Below are 21,188 nucleotides of genomic sequence, written 5' to 3'. Positions count from 1 at the left end.
GACCGCCGCCACGATGGGTCCGTGGTGCTCATCTACCAGCTGCGGCCTGCTATCACGCTCTCGGCGACGTGGACTTACGGGACGGGCAATGCCCTGACCCTGGCCCAGGGTACCTACAACGTCATCGATCAGAGCTACGGGCTTATCGCTGGTTTCGCCGCCGACCGTTACCTCTATCCCGAGGCCGAAGTGTACGGGGAGAAAAACAGCTACCGGCTGCGGGCCTACCACCGCCTGGACCTGGGCGCGACCTTCACCAGGGCCGTCGGGCACGGCGAGCGGGTGTGGCGGGTGGGGGCCCACAATGCCTACAGCCGCCACAATCCGTACTATATCTACTACAGTGGGGGCGAAACGGCGAGCTACTCCAACCCGGGGCGGAAGCAGCTCTACCAGCTGAGCTTATTTCCCCTCCTACCCGCCCTTAGTTATGAACGCAGCTTCTAAGGGCGCGGAGCGACCCGTCTCTAGGGTGGCCCCCGTGCTCATCGACTGGCTAGTCCAACCACTACCAACCGGCGACCGGCTCCCCGTACTTCTATTCTCCTTATACGGTTTATGCGCAGGCGCTTCTTCGTTGCTCTATTCCTGGCGGCCTGGCTGGTTCCACGGCCGCAAAGCCTCGCTCAGCAGCGGGGCGCGGACCCTACCCGAGGGGGAACGTCGGTCCGCGCCGCTGGTCGCTATTGGGGCGTAACGGCTGACCTGGGGCCCGTCCTTTTCGACGTGGATCCGTTAAACACTTTTTTTTCCCGAACATCCCCGCTTCCCTGCCGCAGGAGGGCATCTTGCAAACGCTACAGGTCCTGGTCAGCAACAAGGTGTTCGGGTACGGCTCGGCGTACTATCAGCAGGCGCTCACGCTCCCGGATTGGGTGCAGTCAACCCCTTCCTTATCGTTGCAGCAGCACACCGTGGGCTTTGAACTACACAAAGTACTGGTCGACCAGCGCGTGAAGGTGGTGCTACCCAGCGTCGGGGTCGGCTATCGGTTCATAAACGTCACGTATAGTCCAGACCCAACGGCCGTTGTTCCCCTCGATAGCCTCTTCCAGCAGGCGGGCTCGTTTACCATTCGGTCCCAACACATGACGCTATCTGCGGGCGCGGGTGTTTACTATACCGTGCGCGGGTTCAAGGCCGCGGGTATCCGCCAACTCGACGTGGGCTTGGTTGGGTCGTATGCCTACACCTTGCGCCAAGGCGATTGGTATCTCTTCGGCACCCGATCCCCCGTGCCGGTGCCCGCCACCCCGCTAAACTATTATGCCCTGCGGCTTTCGGTGAGCCTTTTACTGAACCAGTGACCGGCAGGCAGCAGGACCGCGTTTTTCGTCGTGTAGGTGAAGGGGATGGGGTAGCGGACGCAGAAAAGCAGGGGTTTGCTCCTTTCCTCCGAGAGCTACGAGCGCAGCTTCTGAGGGCAGTTACTTCGACTAAGCGAAGCTAACCCCACCTTCTGAGAATTAGTATAGTTTTGACTTCTTACGAAGCGGTATTCTTGTTTTAGCCTGTTAATCCCCTCTCTCCATGCGCTCATTATTCCCGCTCCTGTTCATTTGTTCGGCGCTGCTGTGCGGGCTGCCCGGCTGCGAGTCGAAGGAAGAGCTGCTGACCACGGACAGCACCGCCCAGCTGGCGTTTTCGGCCGATACCGTGCTCTTCGACACGGTGTTTGCGCAGGTAGGTACCGTGAGCAAACGCCTGTGGGTGTACAACCGCCAGGCCCGCGCCGTGCAGGTCAGCCACATCCGGTTGGCCAATGCTTCGCCGGGCACCTACTCGCTGCTCATCAACGGCGCGCCGACCCCGACGGCCCATGACCTCAAAATTCGGGGCCGCGATAGTCTCTTGATTCTCATCAAAGCCGTGCTCGGGCCGGGCGCCTCCGGCAACCAGCCGTTTCTGGTGGCGGACCACGTGCTGTTTAGCACCAATGGCAACGAGCAGCAGGTAGCGCTGATCGCGTATGGCCAAAACGCGTACTTCCATGGCCCCGAAGAGCATATCACCCGCACCACCACGTGGCCTAAAAACCGGCCCCACGTGCTCTACGGCGTGGTAGTGGTCGATGCCGGGGTCACCTTGCGGCTGCAGCCCGGTACCCGGGTCTATGCCCACGCGGGCGCGGCGCTGCTGGTACGCGGGACGCTGCGCATCAATGAAGACATCCGTCCCCCCGGCGAGCTCTCCCCCAGTGATACGACGACCGTGGTGCGCTTTGCCGGCGACCGGCTGGAAAGCCGCTACCACGAGCTGCCGGGGCAATGGCGGGGCATCCAGTTTGATGCTAGTAGTAGCCGCGACAATCTGGTGCGCTTCGCGGAAATCAAAAACGCCTCGTTCGGGCTCCTGGTGTATAATCCACTTAACGGCCCGCATCCCAAAGTGACGGTCGAGCAGACGGTGCTGCGCAACATGAGCGGGGCCGCGTTATCCTTTGCCAGCGGCGGCGAGCAGTTTGAGGGGGCGGGTATCCTCAGCATTGCCGGCGATTTCGACGTGCAAAACTGCTTATTCACTAACTGCGGGGAGTACGCGCTCCGCGGGATCGGGGGTACCTACGCGCTGAACTTCTGTACCATTGCCAATTATACGCCGCAGTTTAGAAGGGACCACGCCTCATTGACGTTTACGAATGTGCCCCTGGCGCCGACGGCTGCCCGGCCCTACGCGACCAAGGTCACGATTACCAATTCCATCGTCTGGGGCTCGAACGAGAACGAACTACTGTTTGAGAATGGGAGCGAGTACCGGTCTGCCCTACAAGTCGAGAACAGTATTCTGCGGACCAAAACATACGCGGGCAAGACGGATACGGGCAACCAACTGGGGTTCGACAACAACAACAATCAGGTGGCGGTGGCCAATCCTCGGTTTGTCAGCGCTCCTGATCAAGCGCTGGGCACTCGCTATGACTACCGCCTGGATACGCTCTCCCCCGCGAGCGATTCGCGCTCCGTGGCGCTGCCCCTGGCGGTTCCCGCCCGCGATTTACTCAACAAGCTCCGGAACCGGAGCACTCCGGATGTAGGGGCATACGAACGAACCAACCCCTAAGCCACCGTCGGCTCGTGCGGGCAAAGGAAGGAGTCCGTACTGCGGTTCTTTTTCCATGAGGCGGATGTATACGCTGAGCAGTTAAATCAGTACTTGCGCTTCGGGCGGGAGCTAGTTAGCTCCTGCTTGATAGGAGCAATTTCGTTTGTCCTAAGCGCAGCCTATCCTTGGAATTACCCTAAAGGAGAGCAGCAAAAAGGTTGGGGTAGTCGGCCTAAACAGCCATCGGCCGGGATGCTGTCGGTAGTGGCCGAAGCAGGGGTAGTAAGCTTCCTTATCCGGCAGCAATATTCTCCTTAACACTCCCTTTATATACATAATGGGCCTTATACCCCTCGGAATAGGAGTAGTTTTCAGCCCCACTATGCGCGGCCTAAAAAGCTGTCTTTTTCAGCTTTTCTCGCGGCTGCTTAGGCCCTGCAGCCGCCACGTAGTGGCGGTACACGGTGAAAAGGTATTTTCCGGTATTCTGCTAGGTGCTGTAGGCTGTCCCCGCATGCAACCAACTCCGTTCACGGGGTCTCTTCCGTTCTATAGAACAATAGTTTTTTGCCATGAAGCACACCATCTATGTTTTTGCCCTGGGTTTACTCCTCCTGGCAAGCTGTAAAAAGGGAGGCGACAGCACTCCTCATCTGGACGCTTTATTTGACGAGAAATTTGTTCTTCGGTATACGCAAAGTGCCGGCCTGCCCGACCAGCAGCGGCCGGAGTTGACCGTTACCGTGGACGACGTGCTGGATAAGCGCTGCCCGTCCTGTGGGGACGGCGGCTTTGTAACCACTGTCTTGCGCGTAGAGGATCAGCAGGGCAGTCCGCAAACGGCCACGCTGTGCTTGTACTGCGGCCCCACGAGCAGCGATACCCTCACGGTGCGGGCCAACAGCCGCCGCTACGTGCTTCGGCTGCACCAGGTGAACCCGGCGCCCGTGGCGGCGCCGGCCTCCTTGAAGAAAGAAGAGAAGCAAGTCGTCCTGTCGGTTAAGCGGTGAGCCACCGGCAACGGCTGCGCCTCGTACGCCCGCTCGGGCCGCTCGCGCTGATACAGGGGAAAGCCGACTGCCAGCACGGTTTGCTGCAAGCACCGGTGCAGGTCGAACGTTTCTTGCGGCCAGCGAATGCGGCGCGTGTACGCCCTCCACTCCCACGCATAGCGCACATTGATTACATTGACCTCTAATCGCTACAGGCTCTGCCCGGTGCCCACCTGCTCGGCAGCCTGCACCCGTGGGGACCGGGCGGCGGCCAAAGCGCTGTACTCCTCAAACAGTCCCTACTATACATAATTCGACGTATCGGACGGATAAACTGTACTTAAAGTCACAATTTCATGCCTCTTATGGAGTGATATAGCTAGTAGGCTCCAACGGCATTATCCTCCCGAATACATAGGTACCGATCCCCTAAAGAATGGCCTTCGAAGTAGGCTACTTTGCCGGGTATGAACGAAATGATCGTTGTCGGGCCATCCCCTACAATTTTGTCCAGCGCTTCATCGATACGCATAGTCTGCTCATTGAAGGGCTCATAGGCTGACAGCACGTAACAGGTCGATAACTTATACTTAGCCACGGCTTGGCGCACAAAGACCTGCTGCTGCTGCTTAGTGCCTTTTGGTAACTGGATGCAATAGCGCCCATCTAGTTCGCGATATAAGGCATCCATACCTAACAACGGATTTCCCTTTCTCTTATCACTAGCTGGACTATACAGCCGCCTTTGTTTGTATTGTTTGGCAAGAAAGGCTTCTAGGAAAGCAGTCAGATGGTGCTCCATAGTCGAGTCGCAGCGAAGTAAATTCAGCGGGCAGCAAGTTGCAAAAAAGCTATATCACCGTACTTCTTCATACATATACCAACTCTCGGAAAAATTGCTTAGCATAAGGGGCGTGGCTCCTGCTCTACTTTTGCAACAGCCACGCCCCTTATGCTAAGCGATATTTCCGCGGAACGGCTAGGTGAGTGACGGCTGTGGAAGTATCCCCAAAATACTATTTGATTAGGCTGCGAGCTACTCCTCTGGTACCGAATCGCGGTCGACTAGGCCCACGAGAAACGCAGCAAAACTAGCGGCTAAGGGGATCTCTTGGTCCATCTCCGTGTCGATCCAGGTCACGCTGGGGGTAGGGCCATGGCGATAATCTAAGGTGATGAACCAATGGCCGTCGCCACTGAGCACCACTTGCTTTTCAGGTAGCCCCCATTCGTGCGTCAGGTACGCCGTATCCAACAGACTTGGTGGCCCAGCGTCACGGGGCAGGACCAGGCCAAAGAGCTCGTCGAACGGCACATGATGCGCGGCCCACGAGGTCGGCTGCGAGGTCAGATACGCGAAACCCCGGGTATAGCCGCCGTTTTGCTGCGTTAATAGGGCCAGCAGTTCCGGCGGCAGGAGCACGCCGAGCTGCTGTTCGAGCTGCTGCACGAACGCAGCCCGTAGAGGGGGAGGCGCCGGAGAAGCTGGGTCCCAGAAGTTGGTGAGATCAATAGCCATTCTTGCCCTAAGATAGTAGGCCTGGAAATCACATTGTGCTAAGCAATTTTTCCGCGATACTTGTACCACCGCTCGCTAGCGCCGAACCTGAATTCATTCCATAGCTGTGCAGAATCGCACCCACCAAGAGTTAGCCGATAATATCCAGCAGCACCGCTGGCTGGTCTTCAACATTATGGGTGACGGTGATGCCTTGCCACCCTTTTCCTATACGGTCGGCTTATTCGGGACTTTTGGCCACCCGGAAGTGGTTCTCTCAGGCTTAGATCATGACGTGGCCCACGCCCTTCTGAATGAGATTGGGGACGATGCGGCCCGAGGGATACGACGCCAGGAAGATGTAGTCTATGACGATGTGCTCGGAGGCTCCCCCTGCCTGTTTAAGACGGTATTGCCAGAGCACTATGAGGCCTATTTTGGACGAGCCCTGGTGTTCTATCAAGGAACCGACTTTCCCGTGCTCCAGTGTGTGTGGCCCGACGCTAAGATGCGTTTCCCAGGGCAAGGGGGCTATGCCTTTACCACGGCCAATCAAGAGCTCTTGTATCAGCCTTAACGGTCTTAGAAGGCCCATTATGTAAATGACCGATTTACTAAACTAAGGAGGAAGTGAACTGTCACGGGGTAAGAAACTGTGCGTCTTGCCACGTCCGATATATGGCCTCCCAGTGCGGCAGCGGAACAACGCGTACACCTGCCTGGGGGCTATCGACTGCAGCATCCGACCAGGTGGCCCAGCAGCCGGTTTTATTGGCCAGGAAGGTCAAGTCGGCTAGTTGTTCCGGATCCAGGGGGGCATTCCAGAAGCGCGGATTGGCGCTTGCCACGGAATCCTGCTGGACCACGGCCCACACCTCAAATTCGAGGGAATCCCTCCAGCCTGCGCAAAAGTAGTGCTCGCTGACTTCGGCCAGGTAATCGACGAGCAGCCGTTGTAACTCCTTTCCCGAGTAGAACTGGGTCACGTCCAGCTGACGAGCAATGGCGGTTTCGATGGCTTTATGGCCCTTGTCTTTGGCTAACTCGATCGGGTATTGGTGGTTGCTCGTTGTGCGGAGCAATACCTCAGGCGTGGCCTGGATGATGGCCCGAACCTGCGGGACATTAGTGTGAAGGATGGCACGGACAAGCGCCTGCAGGTCGTTCATGGGCAGCGGGCAGCGGGGGTGAAAGCTTCGGGTGTCTGCCCCAGGAAGCTGACGAGTACCTAGGAGAGAAAAAAGCAGGCTGCTCGCCTTTCTGCGTGACGCCAAAAGTAGACAAAAAGCAACATACGGATCTCTATCAGCTGGTCTTGTTTGGCGGAATGAGTTCTTACTATAACAGGTATAACAGGGGCGTTAAGTACTTTCTTGGAATCGCCCTAAGGAGGCCGGCCCGCGCGGGTGGTGCTTTACTAGGCTCCGGAGCGTCAACTGGAACCACCATTTGCGCGAACAGGTAATGCGAGCCGCAGTACCTTAGAGAATGGAAACAACCCCAACCGGTGCCTTACAAGGCGAGAATGAGGCGTTACGGGCCCAACTGGCCGCCCGGGAGGCGCAATTATACCAGGCCCTGGGAGTGATCGCGGGGATGTGGAACCAGTATTGCCCGCCTCCCTTCACGCATCAGTGCATGAATGCGGGCGAGGATGCCGAGGAAGTATTGAAGGCCTGGGAGCTGCTAATGCCCGACGAGACCGCCATCGACTTTTGGGGGCTTTGGTCGCGGCCCGCGGGGGTGGAGGTTCCGTCCAAAGTAGCTTCCCTCGTTACACCCAGCAACAAAGGATAAGTGCCGATAAGCCGGTCCGCCCTCAGCTGTACCGGAATAAGTCCAACAGAAACACCACGTGCGGCCTCAGCTATATACTTCGATTACTTCCTCCCGTCTTCTGCCTGGAGTAGAACGCTGCGGGGCGGGGCGTCTCCCTACCGATTACTCGTAAGAATGAAAAGTAGAATCCTTAATAACGGGAACCCAATCATCCTTTTTCTTGGTCGCGTACCCCCGAATGAGCAGATAGGCCGTGTCGCCTTTTACGATTACCTCATAGGGAAGCGTATCCTTGGCCAAGTCATGCTTATTAAAGGTGTATTCGTAGGCCTTGTAGCCGCCTAGTTTCGTCAGGACTTCCTCCTGGTTTTTCGCCGTTTCTACCATCGTTTCTAAGAATGCCGGCAAGTCAGCCTTTAGGATAGCATAGCCCACTTTGGCGATTCCATAGACCACGAGTACGACGCCAGCTAGGGCCAAAAATAATCTTCCCACAACCGCACTGATGGTGTCATCCTTCGCCATGTAGCTTTCGTTTTTCTGTGGTTTAACCCGACCTGTTTTTGGCATTTGCCTTCGCCTCCCCCGTTAAAGGGTGGCCCGGCGGGGTGCCTTTATTCTTCGTGAGCTCGTAAATACTGAGTGATTCGCTCCGCTAACGGCCTGGTGAAGGCCCAAAACTCCTCGTTCACCTCAAAGCCGATTTGCTGCTCATACACCCAGAGCAGGAAACGTTCGACCGTTTGCCCCTTATTATAGGCCGCTAACAGGCCAGGAACATACATTTGATACTCGTCTAGTTCTAGTCCCTTAGGCATGCCGATGGGGTCCCACTCTCCTAGAAAGGCGTTGAGGTCGGCAAATACAGTAAGCGTCATACGCACCATGGGTTCGGCTGCTAAGCGGTAATAAAAGGGCAGTTGGTAGGCACCTACGTCCGAATCCACTGCCCGGCTCCACTGGCCGACAAGCCTGATTGGCTTAGGTACCGCTGCTCACGCGATCGCTTCGACAAGTTACTTAACGTAATTCAACTTTTCGGACGTCTTCAATTAGTCTTATTACGAGGCCATTTAGGCCACAAGTTTCTTTCTAGGCATGTCGGATACCCATTGTTATGTTAAGCAACGATTCTCAGAAACCCGACAGGCTGGCAGTAGGCCCTTTTCTGCCTTTTGTCTAGTTTAAGCATGCTCGGGAAAAACAAGCCTGTCTTGGTTGTTACCAATGGATGATGACGTGCGCTTCTTGACCCAGCTGATGTGGGGAGCCTTGCAACAGCTACATCCTAATGGCGTGTCAGGTTAAGTGCTTTTTCCCCAGCAGACAAGGGCGTGTTGGGTAAAGGAATTTTTGCAACCTTGAACCGGTGAACACCGCGGGAGTATTGGCTTAGCGCGGCACCGTTGTCTATGTGGCTGCATCCGAAAGGCTTTATTCCCTTGCTTGTAGGCAGCAGTTTGCTGCTGGCCCTGCCCTCGTGCCAGCCAGAAGAAGCCTACGACAGAACGCTGGCCTTGGAAGAGCTGCCTGCAGTACAGGCCAGCGAACTCGTCGTGCTGCTCGAAACGGATGAGTTTGTGGTCCTCACGTCGCTGGAAGCGTTGCGCAACACGTTAGGGCAATGGGTGCAGCGGTACCACTTGGACGAGGACCAACAGTTGTTGAGGGCGGTCCGCGGACTCGCCACCGGCAAGCAGTCTCTCACACGGGCTGATAAGCTGCTGGCGAAGCGGCTGCATGTGGTGGCTGAGTTGCTTGCAACGAGCAAGTGCTTGGTGTACAACAAACGGGCGCAGCAGGTCGAACGGCGCATTACAGTGACGCCGTATCCCTCGTCGTGGTCTTCTGGGGGCAGAACGTTCTCCGTAAGTGGCAAGCTGCTCTTGAGGGTTACGGATTGGGTGGTTTAGCCCTTTATTACAAGTGTGGGCACTCAGCGATTCTGCTTGTGACTAGAATGTGCAATATATGCTAGGTTGAATAGCTTCTACTTAACGTAATTCGACTTCTAGGATATGTTTAGTCCACACCCCCTGAGCTTATCTCCTCTGATCTAGTAAGCTGGTTCTGCCTCTCGCAGCTGCACCCTACTGAATAGTTCGCGTCCGATTGGTTCGGATGCTATCCAAGCGGGTACTCCTAAAATGACCCTGAGGGGATATGGTATAGGCGATCACCACGGAATCCCGATAGTAGGTGGGGCCTTCGTCCTCGCTCTCGTCCACCAGCTCGGTGACCACTAGTCGACCTATCACGTCCCGGTGCAGGGTCGCTTCGGCCTGCCATTGCCCATCCATGCCGCGAGAGGCCACTTGTCGCCAATCCAGGAGTTGCTGCGTGCCGGCTGCAAACGTGAGGTAGTACAGATCCTCGCAGCAATCTTCGCTTTGGTAGAGCACGGTCACTAAGGTAAAGGCCGCACAATGCACCGTATCGAGGGCACTCAGCGCCACATAAGGATGATAGTCCCGGAAGGGGGCCGGTAACTGCGGGTTGGAGCGCACCAGTTGCGCTACGGCCGTACTGGTTAGGCGAGACGCCGGTAACAAGCGTTGGCGAACGTCATCAAGCTGATAAATGGGTAAGACACACGCCACTTCTGACGCGGAACGGGGAGAAGAAGCAGTGACCTCGGGGGAGGGAGGGAGCACATCGCTTGTCCTATCTGGGGAGGCATGAGGGCATCCAGTAATCCCCCAAGCGAGCGTTAGTAGGATCCCCACAACGGAGCGATATCTCATCCGGGCGAAATTAGAGGACAAATTGAAATTTTCTAACGATAAGGAGGCTCACCTTCATTTACTTCTATCTCGGTTTTATCGCTTATCATAACAAGAGTTGTCGGACACTTCCCGAAATAAGTACGGGTTTTGGCTTTCGGCCGGGGCGCGGCCGGCGTGGTACTTTGCCGGGGGACCAGGTACCAGTTTGGGCGTTTACGAAACTCATCCCCTCGGCGCGTTTCGTAAATTTTGAATCGTAGACGGGTTTCTTAAACTCCTCCAGCCCTGCAATGGCCTACTATCACCTGGTGCTGGGCAGTTGTTAGGTGTTCACCGAAAGAAGCCATTTATTCCCCGGTTACTTACTTTGCGGACATGAGACACTTCCTGAACGCACTCGTTCTACTCGGCTGGCTCGCCTTCCCGGCCGTGGCCCAGACGACACCCAACTTGCGGCTCAAACACGAGTTAGATAGCCTTTATGAGGTGGACCAGCGCTACCGAGCCATGCTGTTCAGTCCAAGGCTAAACCGCCGCCCGGATTCGCTGGCCGCCGCGCTCGGCGTTTCGAAGGAAGGACTTAACAGTGCCATCATGGGCCAGATGATACGAACCGATGCGACGAACCTGACGCGCGTACAAGCCATTTTGAAACAGTATGGCTACCCAGGCAAATCGCTCGTCGGTGCACCGACCAATGAGGCCGCATGGAGTGTAATTCAGCACGCACCAGCGCTCATCCCACAGTACTTGCCGATGATGAAGACGGCTGCTGAAACAGGGGAACTGCCCTTCCGGCTGTACGCCACGATGCTGGACCGTCAGCTCATGTTCGAAAATAAAGAACAACTCTACGGTACGCAGGCTCAGAATTATAATAATAAGGAGTGGTTCATCTGGCCTATTCAGAATGCAGCGCAAGTAAATCAACGTCGTAAGCAAGCTGGATTTAAAACTACGGTTGAGGAAAACGCCGCTAGGTTAGGTACTTCTTATAAAGTGTTAACCTTAGAGGATGTAGCTAAAATGCCCAAATAGCAATCTCCCTGCCGCCACCTGAACCAGCCCGCCGTGCTGCGAATGTAAGTTTAGAGAAACGGTGATTTAAATACGCCGTTATGCCCTTTTACAAGTTGCAAACGGTCGTGGCTGTTGCAGAACTCGGCGCCAGCTGCTAGCCAATCAAGCTACAGCACGGAGTAGGAATAGTCAGCTAATAACCAGACCCTAAAAAGGCTTTTACTCTGCCGCTGCAGCCCTGGTTGGAGGGCTAGCGCCAGGCTCACTACCCGCTTCGGCTGGTGCTTGAGTAGCTTCTTTAAATTGTAGGCGATAGCACTGAGCAACATCGCCTTATGGGCAGCTACCCGCCCCTTAGTGCCGACCCGTCGCAGCCCGTAATGGTGGAGCAGGCTGCCAAAAACGGGCTCGACGGTGCGTTGCCGGACCACCCGCATCCGCTGGCCCGCCCGACTGCGCTGGCGGTGCCAAGCGCGGCGATAAGCGGTATCAAAGGCCGAGCGCACGAACTTTTGTTGCGGGGCCGCCGGCGTACAACTCATCTTTAAGGGGCACTGCTGGCAGTCCTGATAGGCCGCCCGATAGTTCTTAACCCAGTTGCCATCTTGACTAGTGGCGAAGTTGCGGAAGGGCAATAATTTGCCGGCTGGGCAGCGAAAAGCATCGGCTTCGGCCTCGTAGGTGAACCCTTCCGCGACTGGCTTATAGGCCCCAAAAACCGGAATCCAGGGGGTAACGCCCTGCTGTTCGAGGAAGGCATAATTGAAGCCGTTGGAGTACCCCGTATCGGCCACGAAGTCCCGCAAGGTCAATTCATTCGCTACTAAGCGCGTTTGCAGTAGCGGCACCAGGCCGGGTAAGTGCGTACTGTCGCGGCGGTCCGCAAAATCAGCTTGGATGTGGCTGATGATGCCGGTGGCCGTATCCACGGCCACGCTACAGAGGTAATTGAGGGCGCGGGCTTTGCCCGGCTTGACGGAAATACGCGCCTCGGGGTCGGTGGGACTGTAGTGCGTTTTGTTGCTCAGCAACTGCGCTTTGGGGTGCCGGGCGCCCAGCCCACCTGGCGCACCTTGCCGCTTGGCCCGTCGGGTCGCCTCGCGGCGCAGCTGGTGGGCGGGCGCGGAGCGCACGGCAGCCGCAGGCGCAGGAGTTACCGGCTCGCCGGCTACCGTTAACGAGGGAGCTAGCGTCGCTTGCTTCTCCCGCAGACTATCGAGCGAAGCCGCCGCTTTAACGGGGGCTGAGTCGACGACCTGCGTATCGCCAGCTACTAGCCCGGCGCGTACGCACTGGCGAAATACCTGGTCAAACAGGTGCTCGAACACGGCGGCGGGATAGAGCTGGCGCGTGCGGCTAATGGTCGAGTGCCAGGGCAAGTCCTCGTCCACTTCGTAGCCCAGAAAGTAGAGAATATCCAGTCGCAGGGCACACTGCTCGATTAGTCGCCGGTCACTGACAATATTTTCCAGGCGCCCCACCAGCACCAACTTGAAAAAGACAACCGGGTCCAGCGAGGGCTGCCCCGTATGGCTGTAGACCGGGCGGGTCTGCTGGCGCAAAAACTCCCAGTCCAACACGTCGCCCAAGCGGCGGTAAAAATTATGCGTCGGCACCCGCTCCGAGAGGCGAAAGTGCGTGCTGACTTTGTCGTGGAAGTCTTTCTTGCCTTGCATTCGCTTTATACGACTAACCTACCTGTCAGGGACTTCTGCAACAGCCACGACCGTTTACCGAAGGACGCATACGATCCTTATCTACCCAACCCGGTTGTTGTTCTGCGGACCAGTGCGTCTGCCTTATTGAATTACTACCTGTTTCGTCACGAGGGCATCGCCGATATATATGCGTAAGACATATACTCCCACCGGCAGGTCCGCCACCGGCACGCTCGTGTGGGTCTGGGCTACTCCTAGCTTGACCTGGGATTCCCGTACCCGTTGGCCTACTAAGGTGTAGAGCTGAACCTCCGCCAGTTGCTTCCCGCTGACGGCCGGTAAGACGACCGTGAACTGTTCCTGCGCCGGGTTAGGGAACACGGTGACAGAGACTGGGGTGACGGCAGACTGGCTAGCTAGAACGGAAAGAGGACCCAAGCGCAGCGTAAAGCGGTCCTTTAGCCATTCCGCCTTGGTAGCGGAGAAACTGTAGCGGGGCTGTTGTCTTAAGTTAATTTGCTGGCCCGTGAGCCCATCCTGCAGATACACCTCGGTTACCCCTAAGTTTAGCACAGACTTCGCCTCCAGCGTGTAGGTTCCCGCTATCGGTACTTCCACGGCCAGCGGGACGACGCTGGTGCCCGTAAAGGCCGGAAGGCCATTCACGGCTAGGCTCCGGCCCGACGCCAAGGAGGCGAGGTTAAGGCCCGTCGTATTCGGCAGCTTCTCGGCATCATAGCGGTCATCCACCCCCGCGCTGGCCCCGTCCTCGAAATAGATAAAGGCTGCATCCACCGCGCCCTGCGCCGAGACTAAATTCAACTCTACCGCCGAACGCGTCTCCACGGGGGCCGGCGCTGGAAAGGTGGTGCTACGCCACGTGTCGAGAAAGCTAAAGGCCGGGACGGGCTGCGAGACGCGGATAAAGAAGCCCTGCATAGGGTCTATTTGCCCACGGGGCAACGTCCCAAAGCCATTTTGATAGACCTGATAGGTACCCGTATACTGATCACGGGAGGTATACACGTACACCGCCGGGATGACACCGGGAGGCAGGTTTAGCCGCACTTTCTTCCAATCTAAGGGAGAGGGATAGGGGTTTCCCAGCAAGTGCCAGCCAGAATTTACTTCCTCTCCCCGGGGTAAGGGGCCGACCGCAATAGTGCCCGTATTCAGGGTTCCAACGAACTCAACCCGATTATTGGCGGCTAGATTCACCCGATAGCCCCGGCCACTTACCAGCTTATCAGTCAAGCTGGCGGGAGAAAAGTAGCCTTGTTCAAAGCGCTGGGAGGCTACGGGGGTGCTGCTTAACCGGTCCTGATCATAGCCGTACACCGTCGGGACGGGAGTGACACCGGCGCCCTGCCGGTTAAAATCGGGATTAATGACGGGCGCGAAGCCCGGGGTAGCCAGATCGGCGACCGTGGTGCTGGCAACGGGAGCGCTGTAGTAGCGATCGCCCAGCCCGGGATTCCAACTGGCATCCAGGGTGCGTTGCACCGTCGTGTTTCCCTGGATAGCCCCCCCGTCGTTGACCACCAGGGCCGTACCGGTCGGCGTAGAAAGTAAGAGCAAGGCGCCATTACTTACCAAGGTCCCGCGCAGGGTGAGCAGGCCCTGCACGGCTATTCTGCCCCCGGCCGTTACGCCGGCCGGTCCTATCACTACGTCACTGAAGACGGAAGTAGCGGAACCCATAAAGGTCTGCGCAGTACTGCCGGTGCAGCGCAGTTGCCCGCCGGTCTGCGTGAAGGTGCCCTCCAGCGTGATTGGGCCGGAAATCTCCAAGGCGCCCCTGGTGAGGGAGAAGGTGGCCCCCGGGGCGACGCGCAGCGCCTGGATGGCCACGGTCTGTTCTTGCTCCAGCACCGGCGGGCGGAGCGTACCCGCTGGAATCAGCACCCGATCCGTTATGGTCGGCACGCGCCCCGCGGACCAGTTTCCGGCCTCATTCCACGCCGTACTAATGGCCCCCGTCCAGGTAATGGCGACGGGGGTAACCTGGACTTGTACCTCATTGGAAGCCGCGGAAGTGCAACTGCCGTTGACTGCGAGGGCCTTCACGGTATACCAGCCACTTTGCGTGGCATCCGAAACCAAGTATTCTGGCTTAGTCGTTAAATTTACTTGTAGCCCATTTCGGTAGAATGCATACAACCTACTACCACTTGGAGCACTGCTGGTCAGCCGGACGGCCCCATCGTCTTGGGTCGTTGCCGTGAGCGTTGGGGTCGCCGGAATGGGGGTCACGTAGACCTGGGAAGGGGTTGACGTGGCCGAGCACCCAGCCGAGCTGGTGATTACTACTTGATACTGGCCACTACTACTTACCGTGGCCGAATAGCGCGCCGCCGTAGCGCCGGGGATAGGATTGCCATTCAGCAGATACTGATAAGAATATCCCGTGCCTTGGGTGGCCTGTAGCGTTAAGATGCCAGACCCGCAAAAGGAATTACCCGTCAGCAAGGTCAGGCTCGGGCTGGGGATGGGGTTCACGGCCACCGTAACCGGGTTGGAATAAATTTCGCGTAGTTCCGGCGTAAGCATCACGGCCCGATACGTAGTGGACGTGGTCTGGTCGACAAACGTATAGGTACTACTCGTATTTACCCCGGGTAAATCCTTGAAGCCGGCCCCGTTATCGGCTTGGTAGCGCAGGATAGTGCCATAGGGCGCGGTAAGCGTCAGGGTGCCCGTATTGGCGCCGCCGCAAAAGGCGTCGATGGAAGAGCTCAGCGTCGTGGTGGGAGAATTAAGGCGCACGGCGATTGTCCGGCCGGAGGAAGCGCCTGGTGTTCCCGGGGCGACCAGGTCCAGGGTGCCATCGCCGTTCATGTCCGCCAGCGCGCAGCCCAAGGTGGAGTTCGAGGCCGTATAATTCGGTCCCAGCGGCACTTGCTGCGTCCCGCTAAACTGTCCCTGCCCATTGTTCAGGCGGATGGCTACGCCGCGGCCATTGGAAGTGCCATTGCCACTATACGGGTTCGAGGCGAAGTCCAAGTCCCCGTCCCCATCCACGTCGCCCAGCACGACATCGGCCGGGTTTGGAACCGGCACGTTCTGCAGGGGTTGAAAGGTACCGCTATTGTTGCCCGTCGCCACGCTGACATACGCACTGCCGTAGTTAGCCACCAACAGATCTAAACGCCCGTCGCCATTAATATCGCCGAACGCCACACTCATGGGAGAAGCCCCCGTGGGCAGCGCCGGACCCGGGGTAAACGTACGATTCCCGTTGTTGCGTAAAATGGTGACCGTCCCGGCGACGTAACTGGTGATGGCAATATCCAGGTCCCCATCACTATCCACGTCGCCACTGGCTACCCCATGGGGCGTGTTGAGGGGAATATCCACGTTATTATTGCTGCTAAACTGCCCGCTGCCGTTATTGTAGCGGATGGACACGTAGCCACTATAACCCGCCACGACCATATCCAGATCACCATCGCTATCCAAATCCGCCATGGCGACGGCGCGGGCATCCTGCGCTACAGTTACCCGCGCGCTTTGGCTAAACTTCCCCTGCCCGTTATTAAGCAGAATATTCACATCCCCCTCCCGCACTCTCGGGGCCAGGATGTCGAGGTGTCCATCCCCGTTGATGTCGGCGGCCGTGACGGAAATATAGGCGCCGCCCAAAAAGTAGGCGGCAGAAGTGGGCAAGCGCCCGGTTCCGTCTCCCAGGCTGACCGTAATATTGCCTGAGCGCCCCCCGGTGGCGACATCGACGATGCCATCGCCATTAAAATCGGCCGCGGCAACCCCGAGGATTTCTACTTCCAGCACGGGATCGTTGAAAGCGCCAGCGGCAAACGTGCCCAGTGCCGGCGCCACGGCCGTCGTGAACTGATAGACTTGCCCCTGGGCCAGCGCTGCCCCCGCCGCATTCAGTACTTGCGTAGTTACGCTGGCTTGAATTACTTCACCGGGCCGGAAGGGCAAGGTGGGGGTAAAGGTTAGGGTATTCCCCGCCGGACGGTAGGTGCCGGGAAGCAACCCACCCCGTTGGGCACTAAAAAAACGTACTGCTTGGCCAACATTTGTTTCCGTTCCGAGAGGATTCGAAAAAGTAAGGACTGGCGCGGTTTGTAAGGGTACCGTGCCCGTGTGACGCCCCGGCGTCATCTGCGTGAGGGTAAACTGTTGGGCGGCCAACGGGCTGGAACCGAATATGCTCCAGAGCACTGCCAGCCCAACGAGTAGCCCGGGACCAGGAGTCAGTAGAAACCTCTGACTTACCTGCTTAATGAAGGGCGTAAGCGAGCGATTTAGGATACGTAAAGGTTTTTTCATTCAGAATAGAATAAAGCAGGGACGAGACGGCGATTAGCGCTCGTTATAATATAAACTTTCAAATATAGGCACAAAGCCTCACCGGGCAAAGAACATTCTGCAAGTTTAGGGAAGAGTAGGTGTGTGCATGGGAACGGGGCTCAACAAGTCATCACTTCCGGGCTTACGATTTATTCTATCTACGGGGTACCAAACGAGCGGAAATGGAGGGCCAACAACTAGGGCCCGAAAGAAAGGGGCGGGTAGCTTTCTGAACTGGACTTGCTGACCCCTCCTGCTAAGCGCCACGGCTCAGTTCGCGTCTCCCCGGTGCTTAACGCTGCCAGTAGCTGAGCCAGTCACTACCAGTTCAAAAAAGGACCTTTTTCAAAGACACACTTTTGCCGACAAGTCGAATGGGCACGCTCCCTATGCCAAAATAGGTAAGGACTGATAAAGCGGGCGGCGTTATCGGACCTTATCAGGGCGTTGGCCTTTTACAACGGGTCGTTCCTACCCTATCAACCTGGTCCTTGCTTGAGGCGCACCTTGACCACCAGCCTGTTTTTCCGAAAAAGGAGGGTTATTATTGGGGGCTCGTTGCTGGGAACGGCTAGCTGGCCGAATGCTTTCCGGTGTCTTGCTTTCTACTCGCCCGCTCGTTGCCTGCCCCCATGCCTCGTTTCTGCCTTTTCCTATTGCTGCTCGCCTCCCTCGGCCTAAGCGACTGCTCGGCGCCCCCCGCTGCGGCGCCCCCCGCCGCCGAGGGCGTGCTCCTCGCGGCGGGGACGGGCCAGTCCTTCACGCCCGGCCCGGACTCCGCCTACCGGCGCGTGCAGCCCACGGACATCCGTCGCGAGGATACGGTATACGCGGCCACGCTACCCGTGCTGGACGAGCCCGACGGCTTGTTGCACCTACGTGTGGCGCTCAACCCCCAGGCCCACACGGTCGAGCAACTCACCCTGCAGGGAGTGCCCCGGAGGGACAGTGTGAGCTTCCACCAACTAGGGGAGGGCGTTGCCCGCTACCATTCGCTCAGCGGCCACTATTACTTTACCACCTTCTATCAGAAGCGGAAAAAGCTGGCCAATGGCTACCAGAACAACGGCCTTATCCAACAAATCAAGGGTTGGGTTAAGCCAGAATCGGCCGAAGCGGCCATCCGTCACCAAGCCGTCGAGTGAGGCTTGCCACCGCTGCCGGCCTTGCCAGACGAACCCAGTAGGGAGTTAGAAAGTCATCGTGGCTGTTGCAGAACCCGTACCCCGGCCTGGCGTTCCTGGCTATCGCACCGAATGAGCACCAAAAACGGCCCTTTTTGCAACTTCTTTTTTCTGTAATGCCGCAAGGCAGCAGAGATTGTAGATATAACTAGAGGTTCTGCAACAGCCACGCCCGTTTTTCGAGATACATTAATCCGCTAAAAGTCGACACCCCGGTCCTACCGGCATTTCTGTTTCTACTCTTGCGCTACCCCGTGTAGTATTATATTGTCCTCGACGTTTTCGGCCGATCTGACGCTCAGCAAATACTGCCTACCTTGTCCCTGAATGTTGCGCATCAATCATTTTCGTAAGTCCTATTTCGGCCGCCCGGTACTGACAATTGACGACTTTACCATCTCATCTGGTATTTACTGGATTCGCGGGAGCAACGGCTCGGGCAAAAGCACCTTTCTAAAAGCCCTGGCGGGCATCACCTCCTTTGCGGGGGAGATTCAGCTGAACGACAGGCTAACCTTGCACAAGCAGCCGCAGGCTTACCGTAGCGCCGTCAATTTTGCCGAGGCCGAACCCATCTTCCCCGATTTTCTGACCGGTAGCGAGCTTATCGGCTTATTTAAGGTTGCCAAAAAGGCCCCCGCGCAGCAGGAACAGCCCTACGTGGAAAGCATGCACATGACCCACTACCTCAACGAGCCGGTGGGCACCTATTCGAGCGGCATGCTGAAAAAGCTCTCCTTGGTGCTGGCCTTTCTGGGCCGCCCCGCCTGCATTCTGCTCGACGAGCCGCTGACCACGCTGGACGTGGAGTCGCTGCCCATCCTCTATTCCTGGATTGCCGACCAGCATCAGCAACACGGCACCACCTTTTTACTATCGTCGCACCAGCCGTTCGAGGGCACTATGTTGCCCAATGTGCAAGAAATCATCATCGAGCACGCCACCCTACGCCACAACGGATGAGCAGCACCCTGCCCCGCACACTGATTAAACTGGTAGCTAAAAGTTTTTACCGGGAACATACCGGCTTATTATTCTTCCTGCTTATCCTAGTCTTTAGTAATTTCTTCTATACCAACGTCCTTAACCAGACCCACCTCACGCCCGACCAAATCCTTGCAACCGCCCTCAAGTTGGTGCTGGCCACGGTCAGAAATCCGTTGGGAACGGGCATCCTCTTCGTGGTTTTCCTGCTTTACAGCCTAAAAACTTGGCAGTACGCCGCCCGGCGGCTGAAAGAGCCCGACGTGCAGTTTCTCTTCTACAGCACCAACGCGCTTCGCCAGTCGCGCCAAGTCCGCGCGTGGGCGGTGGTGCAGCTGGTCACCTCGCTTCCCATTATTATCATGGGGGCCTACACTATCGTTATCGGGGTGATGTATGGGTACTGGCTCGTCCCGCTGCTCATTCCCGTATACGTAGTGATCCTGATTTTCAGCGGAGCCCTGTACTACGTTCGGCTGATTAATCAAACGACCATAGAGACGGGACAATCTCCCCGCTTCAATTGGCTAAAAAACCGGCCTAAGCCCTTAGGTATCTTATTCTTGTACGAGGTAGTCACTCGTAAAAAAGTACCGCTGGGCATTACCAAATTGGTGTCATTCGCCTGCGTTATTCTGCTCTACCAGGTATTTCCCGCCGCGCATGCCGATATCCGCTTGCTCGGCCTGCTCAGCTTATGTGTAGCCTTGTCGCACGCCGTGTTGGTGTATCAATCCCACGAGTTTGAGGAAGTCTACCTGCGTTTCGCCCGCAATTTTCCTTACTCCTCCGGGCAGGTACTGAGCCAGCAAACCGTGCTGTATTGCTTGCTACTGGTGCCCGAGCTGGTATGGCTTGTGGCAGCTTTTCAGCTACAGCAGGCCATGGTCGGCATCTTGCTGACGCTAAGCGTAACGCTATTATTCCGGGCTATGCTGTATCGGATTGGACAGCAGATCAGTTACTACCTACGGTTCGTATTCGGTTTGTTCATCCTGATGCTATTCGTCGTTTTGTTTGGTTTGACGATTCCGCTTGCCGTTAGTGCCGCCTTAGCTGCATGGGCCTTGGTGTACCGGCATCAGTACGCTGACTGAAGGAGCTGTCTGCCAAGTCTCTTTTGAGGTGGTCTAGGCATAACGGACAGAAGAAGGACTGAGGTGGCCCGATTACGCTGGACAGCTTAGGGGGTTTAAAGTAAATTTGGCTTGGTTAAAAGGTTGGTACAACGGTTAAACGGAGGGGTTGACCGGGGCTGGTTTGCGGTGGGCATGGATGACCACCTGACGATGGCGTAGGTATTTGTAGAGCGTGACTTTGGAGATATGTAGACGCTGGGCAATCTCGTTGACGCCGAGTTGCTGCTCGCGGTAGAGCGTTTCGGCAATGATGGCCGTGCGCTCGGCTTCTTCCGAGAGGCCCCGCTGGCGGCCGCCGACCCGCCCCCGGGCCCGGGCCGCGGCCAGCCCGGCGTGGGTGCGCTCGCGAATCAGCTCGCGCTCAAATTCCGCCAGCGAGGCGAACAGATTAAAGACGAGCCGACCCTGAGCGGAGGTCGTGTTGATGGCGTCGGTGAGGGAAACCAAGCCCACCCCGAGTTGCTGCAAGTCGCCCACCACCTGTAGCAGGTGCTTGAGCGAGCGCCCCAACCGGTCGAGCTTGTAGATGGTGACCGTGTCGCCGGGGCGCAGCCGGCTCAGCAGTCGCTCCAGCTCCGGGCGGCTGGCGCTGGCCCCGGACACTTTTTCCTGGTAAATGGTTTCGCAGCCCGCTTTGGTCAGGGCATCGAGTTGCAGTTCCAGATTCTGGTCGCGGGTGGAGACGCGGGCGTAGCCGATGTTCATGGGGCAAAGTACAGGGTATCCGTGCCGAAGGTAGGCTTTTCTGTACGTTGATTGCTGAACAAGTTTTCTGTACCAAATCGGCGGCTTCTGGTTCGACTTCTTCGTTGGGCCGGCTGGTCGCCGGTTTGTACAGAAATACGTTCG

General features: G+C 57.2%; 19 protein-coding genes and 1 pseudogene. 11 read left to right on the top strand and 9 right to left on the bottom strand.

Annotation, left to right across the window (positions count from 1 at the left end):
- The 4 genes and pseudogenes from B9A24_RS21900 to B9A24_RS00485 form a co-directional block, all read left to right on the top strand.
- Window positions 1-447 (top strand): annotated as a pseudogene (locus B9A24_RS21900) (TonB-dependent receptor); the annotation flags it as partial.
- Between the two features lie 341 nt (window positions 448-788).
- Window positions 789-1,307, top strand: coding sequence for a hypothetical protein (locus B9A24_RS00495; protein ID WP_084443117.1), 519 nt, complete (start codon window positions 789-791; stop codon window positions 1,305-1,307).
- A gap of 223 nt (window positions 1,308-1,530) precedes the next feature.
- On the top strand, window positions 1,531-3,060 hold the full coding sequence (locus tag B9A24_RS00490) for a hypothetical protein (RefSeq protein ID WP_084443115.1): 1,530 nt from the start codon (window positions 1,531-1,533) through the stop codon (window positions 3,058-3,060).
- Window positions 3,061-3,614: 554 nt separating this feature from the next.
- Window positions 3,615-4,052 carry a hypothetical protein gene (locus tag B9A24_RS00485; protein ID WP_084443113.1) on the top strand — a complete coding sequence of 146 codons (438 nt, stop codon included), beginning with the start codon at window positions 3,615-3,617 and terminating at the stop codon, window positions 4,050-4,052.
- Between the two features lie 361 nt (window positions 4,053-4,413).
- On the opposite strand, the gene B9A24_RS00480 is transcribed toward B9A24_RS00485, so the two are convergent.
- Both B9A24_RS00480 and B9A24_RS00475 read right to left on the bottom strand, forming a co-directional pair.
- On the bottom strand, window positions 4,414-4,836 hold the full coding sequence (locus B9A24_RS00480; RefSeq protein WP_143434667.1) for a hypothetical protein: 423 nt from the start codon (window positions 4,834-4,836) through the stop codon (window positions 4,414-4,416).
- A gap of 234 nt (window positions 4,837-5,070) precedes the next feature.
- Window positions 5,071-5,553: an SMI1/KNR4 family protein gene (locus B9A24_RS00475; protein ID WP_084443111.1), complete on the bottom strand. Its 483-nt coding sequence runs from the start codon at window positions 5,551-5,553 to the stop codon at window positions 5,071-5,073.
- A 106-nt stretch (window positions 5,554-5,659) separates the two neighbouring features.
- Here B9A24_RS00475 and B9A24_RS00470 point away from each other — a divergent pair, with 106 nt between their 5' ends.
- Window positions 5,660-6,109, top strand: coding sequence for a DUF4262 domain-containing protein (locus B9A24_RS00470; protein WP_084443110.1), 450 nt, complete (start codon window positions 5,660-5,662; stop codon window positions 6,107-6,109).
- A gap of 61 nt (window positions 6,110-6,170) precedes the next feature.
- Here the strand turns inward: B9A24_RS00470 and B9A24_RS00465 are convergent, their stop codons facing one another.
- Entirely contained in the window at window positions 6,171-6,806 is a 636-nt protein-coding gene (locus B9A24_RS00465; RefSeq protein WP_143434666.1) for a hypothetical protein, read from the bottom strand.
- Between the two features lie 214 nt (window positions 6,807-7,020).
- Between B9A24_RS00465 and B9A24_RS00460 the strand changes: the two genes are divergently transcribed.
- Entirely contained in the window at window positions 7,021-7,329 is a 309-nt protein-coding gene (locus B9A24_RS00460) for a hypothetical protein (RefSeq protein ID WP_084443108.1), read from the top strand.
- Window positions 7,330-7,473: 144 nt separating this feature from the next.
- On the opposite strand, the gene B9A24_RS21400 is transcribed toward B9A24_RS00460, so the two are convergent.
- Together B9A24_RS21400 and B9A24_RS00450 are read right to left on the bottom strand one after the other, a co-directional pair.
- Window positions 7,474-7,719: a hypothetical protein gene (locus B9A24_RS21400; protein WP_143434665.1), complete on the bottom strand. Its 246-nt coding sequence runs from the start codon at window positions 7,717-7,719 to the stop codon at window positions 7,474-7,476.
- Between the two features lie 206 nt (window positions 7,720-7,925).
- Window positions 7,926-8,189 carry a hypothetical protein gene (locus B9A24_RS00450; RefSeq protein WP_143434664.1) on the bottom strand — a complete coding sequence of 88 codons (264 nt, stop codon included), beginning with the start codon at window positions 8,187-8,189 and terminating at the stop codon, window positions 7,926-7,928.
- Window positions 8,190-8,723: 534 nt separating this feature from the next.
- On the opposite strand from B9A24_RS00450, the gene B9A24_RS00445 reads away from it, so the two are divergent.
- Window positions 8,724-9,224 carry a hypothetical protein gene (locus tag B9A24_RS00445; RefSeq protein ID WP_084443103.1) on the top strand — a complete coding sequence of 167 codons (501 nt, stop codon included), beginning with the start codon at window positions 8,724-8,726 and terminating at the stop codon, window positions 9,222-9,224.
- 177 nt (window positions 9,225-9,401) lie between these two features.
- Here the strand turns inward: B9A24_RS00445 and B9A24_RS00440 are convergent, their stop codons facing one another.
- A complete protein-coding gene (locus B9A24_RS00440) occupies window positions 9,402-9,863 on the bottom strand; it encodes a hypothetical protein (RefSeq protein ID WP_084443101.1) in 462 nt (153 codons plus the stop codon).
- A 549-nt stretch (window positions 9,864-10,412) separates the two neighbouring features.
- On the opposite strand from B9A24_RS00440, the gene B9A24_RS00435 reads away from it, so the two are divergent.
- Window positions 10,413-11,075 (top strand): DUF6624 domain-containing protein, encoded by a 663-nt coding sequence (locus B9A24_RS00435; protein ID WP_084443098.1) that lies wholly within the window; start codon window positions 10,413-10,415, stop codon window positions 11,073-11,075.
- 149 nt (window positions 11,076-11,224) lie between these two features.
- Here B9A24_RS00435 and B9A24_RS00430 read toward each other — a convergent pair whose 3' ends face one another.
- Both B9A24_RS00430 and B9A24_RS00425 read right to left on the bottom strand, forming a co-directional pair.
- Window positions 11,225-12,733: an IS1182 family transposase gene (locus B9A24_RS00430; RefSeq protein WP_084443096.1), complete on the bottom strand. Its 1,509-nt coding sequence runs from the start codon at window positions 12,731-12,733 to the stop codon at window positions 11,225-11,227.
- Window positions 12,734-12,856: 123 nt separating this feature from the next.
- On the bottom strand, window positions 12,857-17,011 hold the full coding sequence (locus B9A24_RS00425; protein WP_084443094.1) for an FG-GAP-like repeat-containing protein: 4,155 nt from the start codon (window positions 17,009-17,011) through the stop codon (window positions 12,857-12,859).
- A 653-nt stretch (window positions 17,012-17,664) separates the two neighbouring features.
- On the opposite strand from B9A24_RS00425, the gene B9A24_RS00420 reads away from it, so the two are divergent.
- From B9A24_RS00420 to B9A24_RS00410, 3 genes are all read left to right on the top strand, one after another.
- Entirely contained in the window at window positions 17,665-18,177 is a 513-nt protein-coding gene (locus tag B9A24_RS00420) for a hypothetical protein (protein ID WP_143434663.1), read from the top strand.
- 366 nt (window positions 18,178-18,543) lie between these two features.
- Window positions 18,544-19,179, top strand: a complete 636-nt coding sequence (locus B9A24_RS00415) for an ABC transporter ATP-binding protein (protein ID WP_084443090.1) — start codon at window positions 18,544-18,546, stop codon at window positions 19,177-19,179.
- Window positions 19,176-20,297 carry a hypothetical protein gene (locus B9A24_RS00410; protein WP_084443087.1) on the top strand — a complete coding sequence of 374 codons (1,122 nt, stop codon included), beginning with the start codon at window positions 19,176-19,178 and terminating at the stop codon, window positions 20,295-20,297. The genes B9A24_RS00415 and B9A24_RS00410 overlap by 4 nt, the downstream gene beginning before the upstream one ends.
- Before the next feature lie 135 nt (window positions 20,298-20,432).
- On the opposite strand, the gene B9A24_RS00405 is transcribed toward B9A24_RS00410, so the two are convergent.
- On the bottom strand, window positions 20,433-21,044 hold the full coding sequence (locus tag B9A24_RS00405) for a recombinase family protein (protein ID WP_084443085.1): 612 nt from the start codon (window positions 21,042-21,044) through the stop codon (window positions 20,433-20,435).
- Between the last annotated feature and the right edge of the window lie 144 nt (window positions 21,045-21,188).

It is taken from the genome of Hymenobacter roseosalivarius DSM 11622, assembly GCF_900176135.1.
Taxonomy (GTDB): Bacteria; Bacteroidota; Bacteroidia; order Cytophagales; family Hymenobacteraceae; genus Hymenobacter; species Hymenobacter roseosalivarius.
This window is presented reverse-complemented; position numbering and strand designations above follow the sequence as displayed.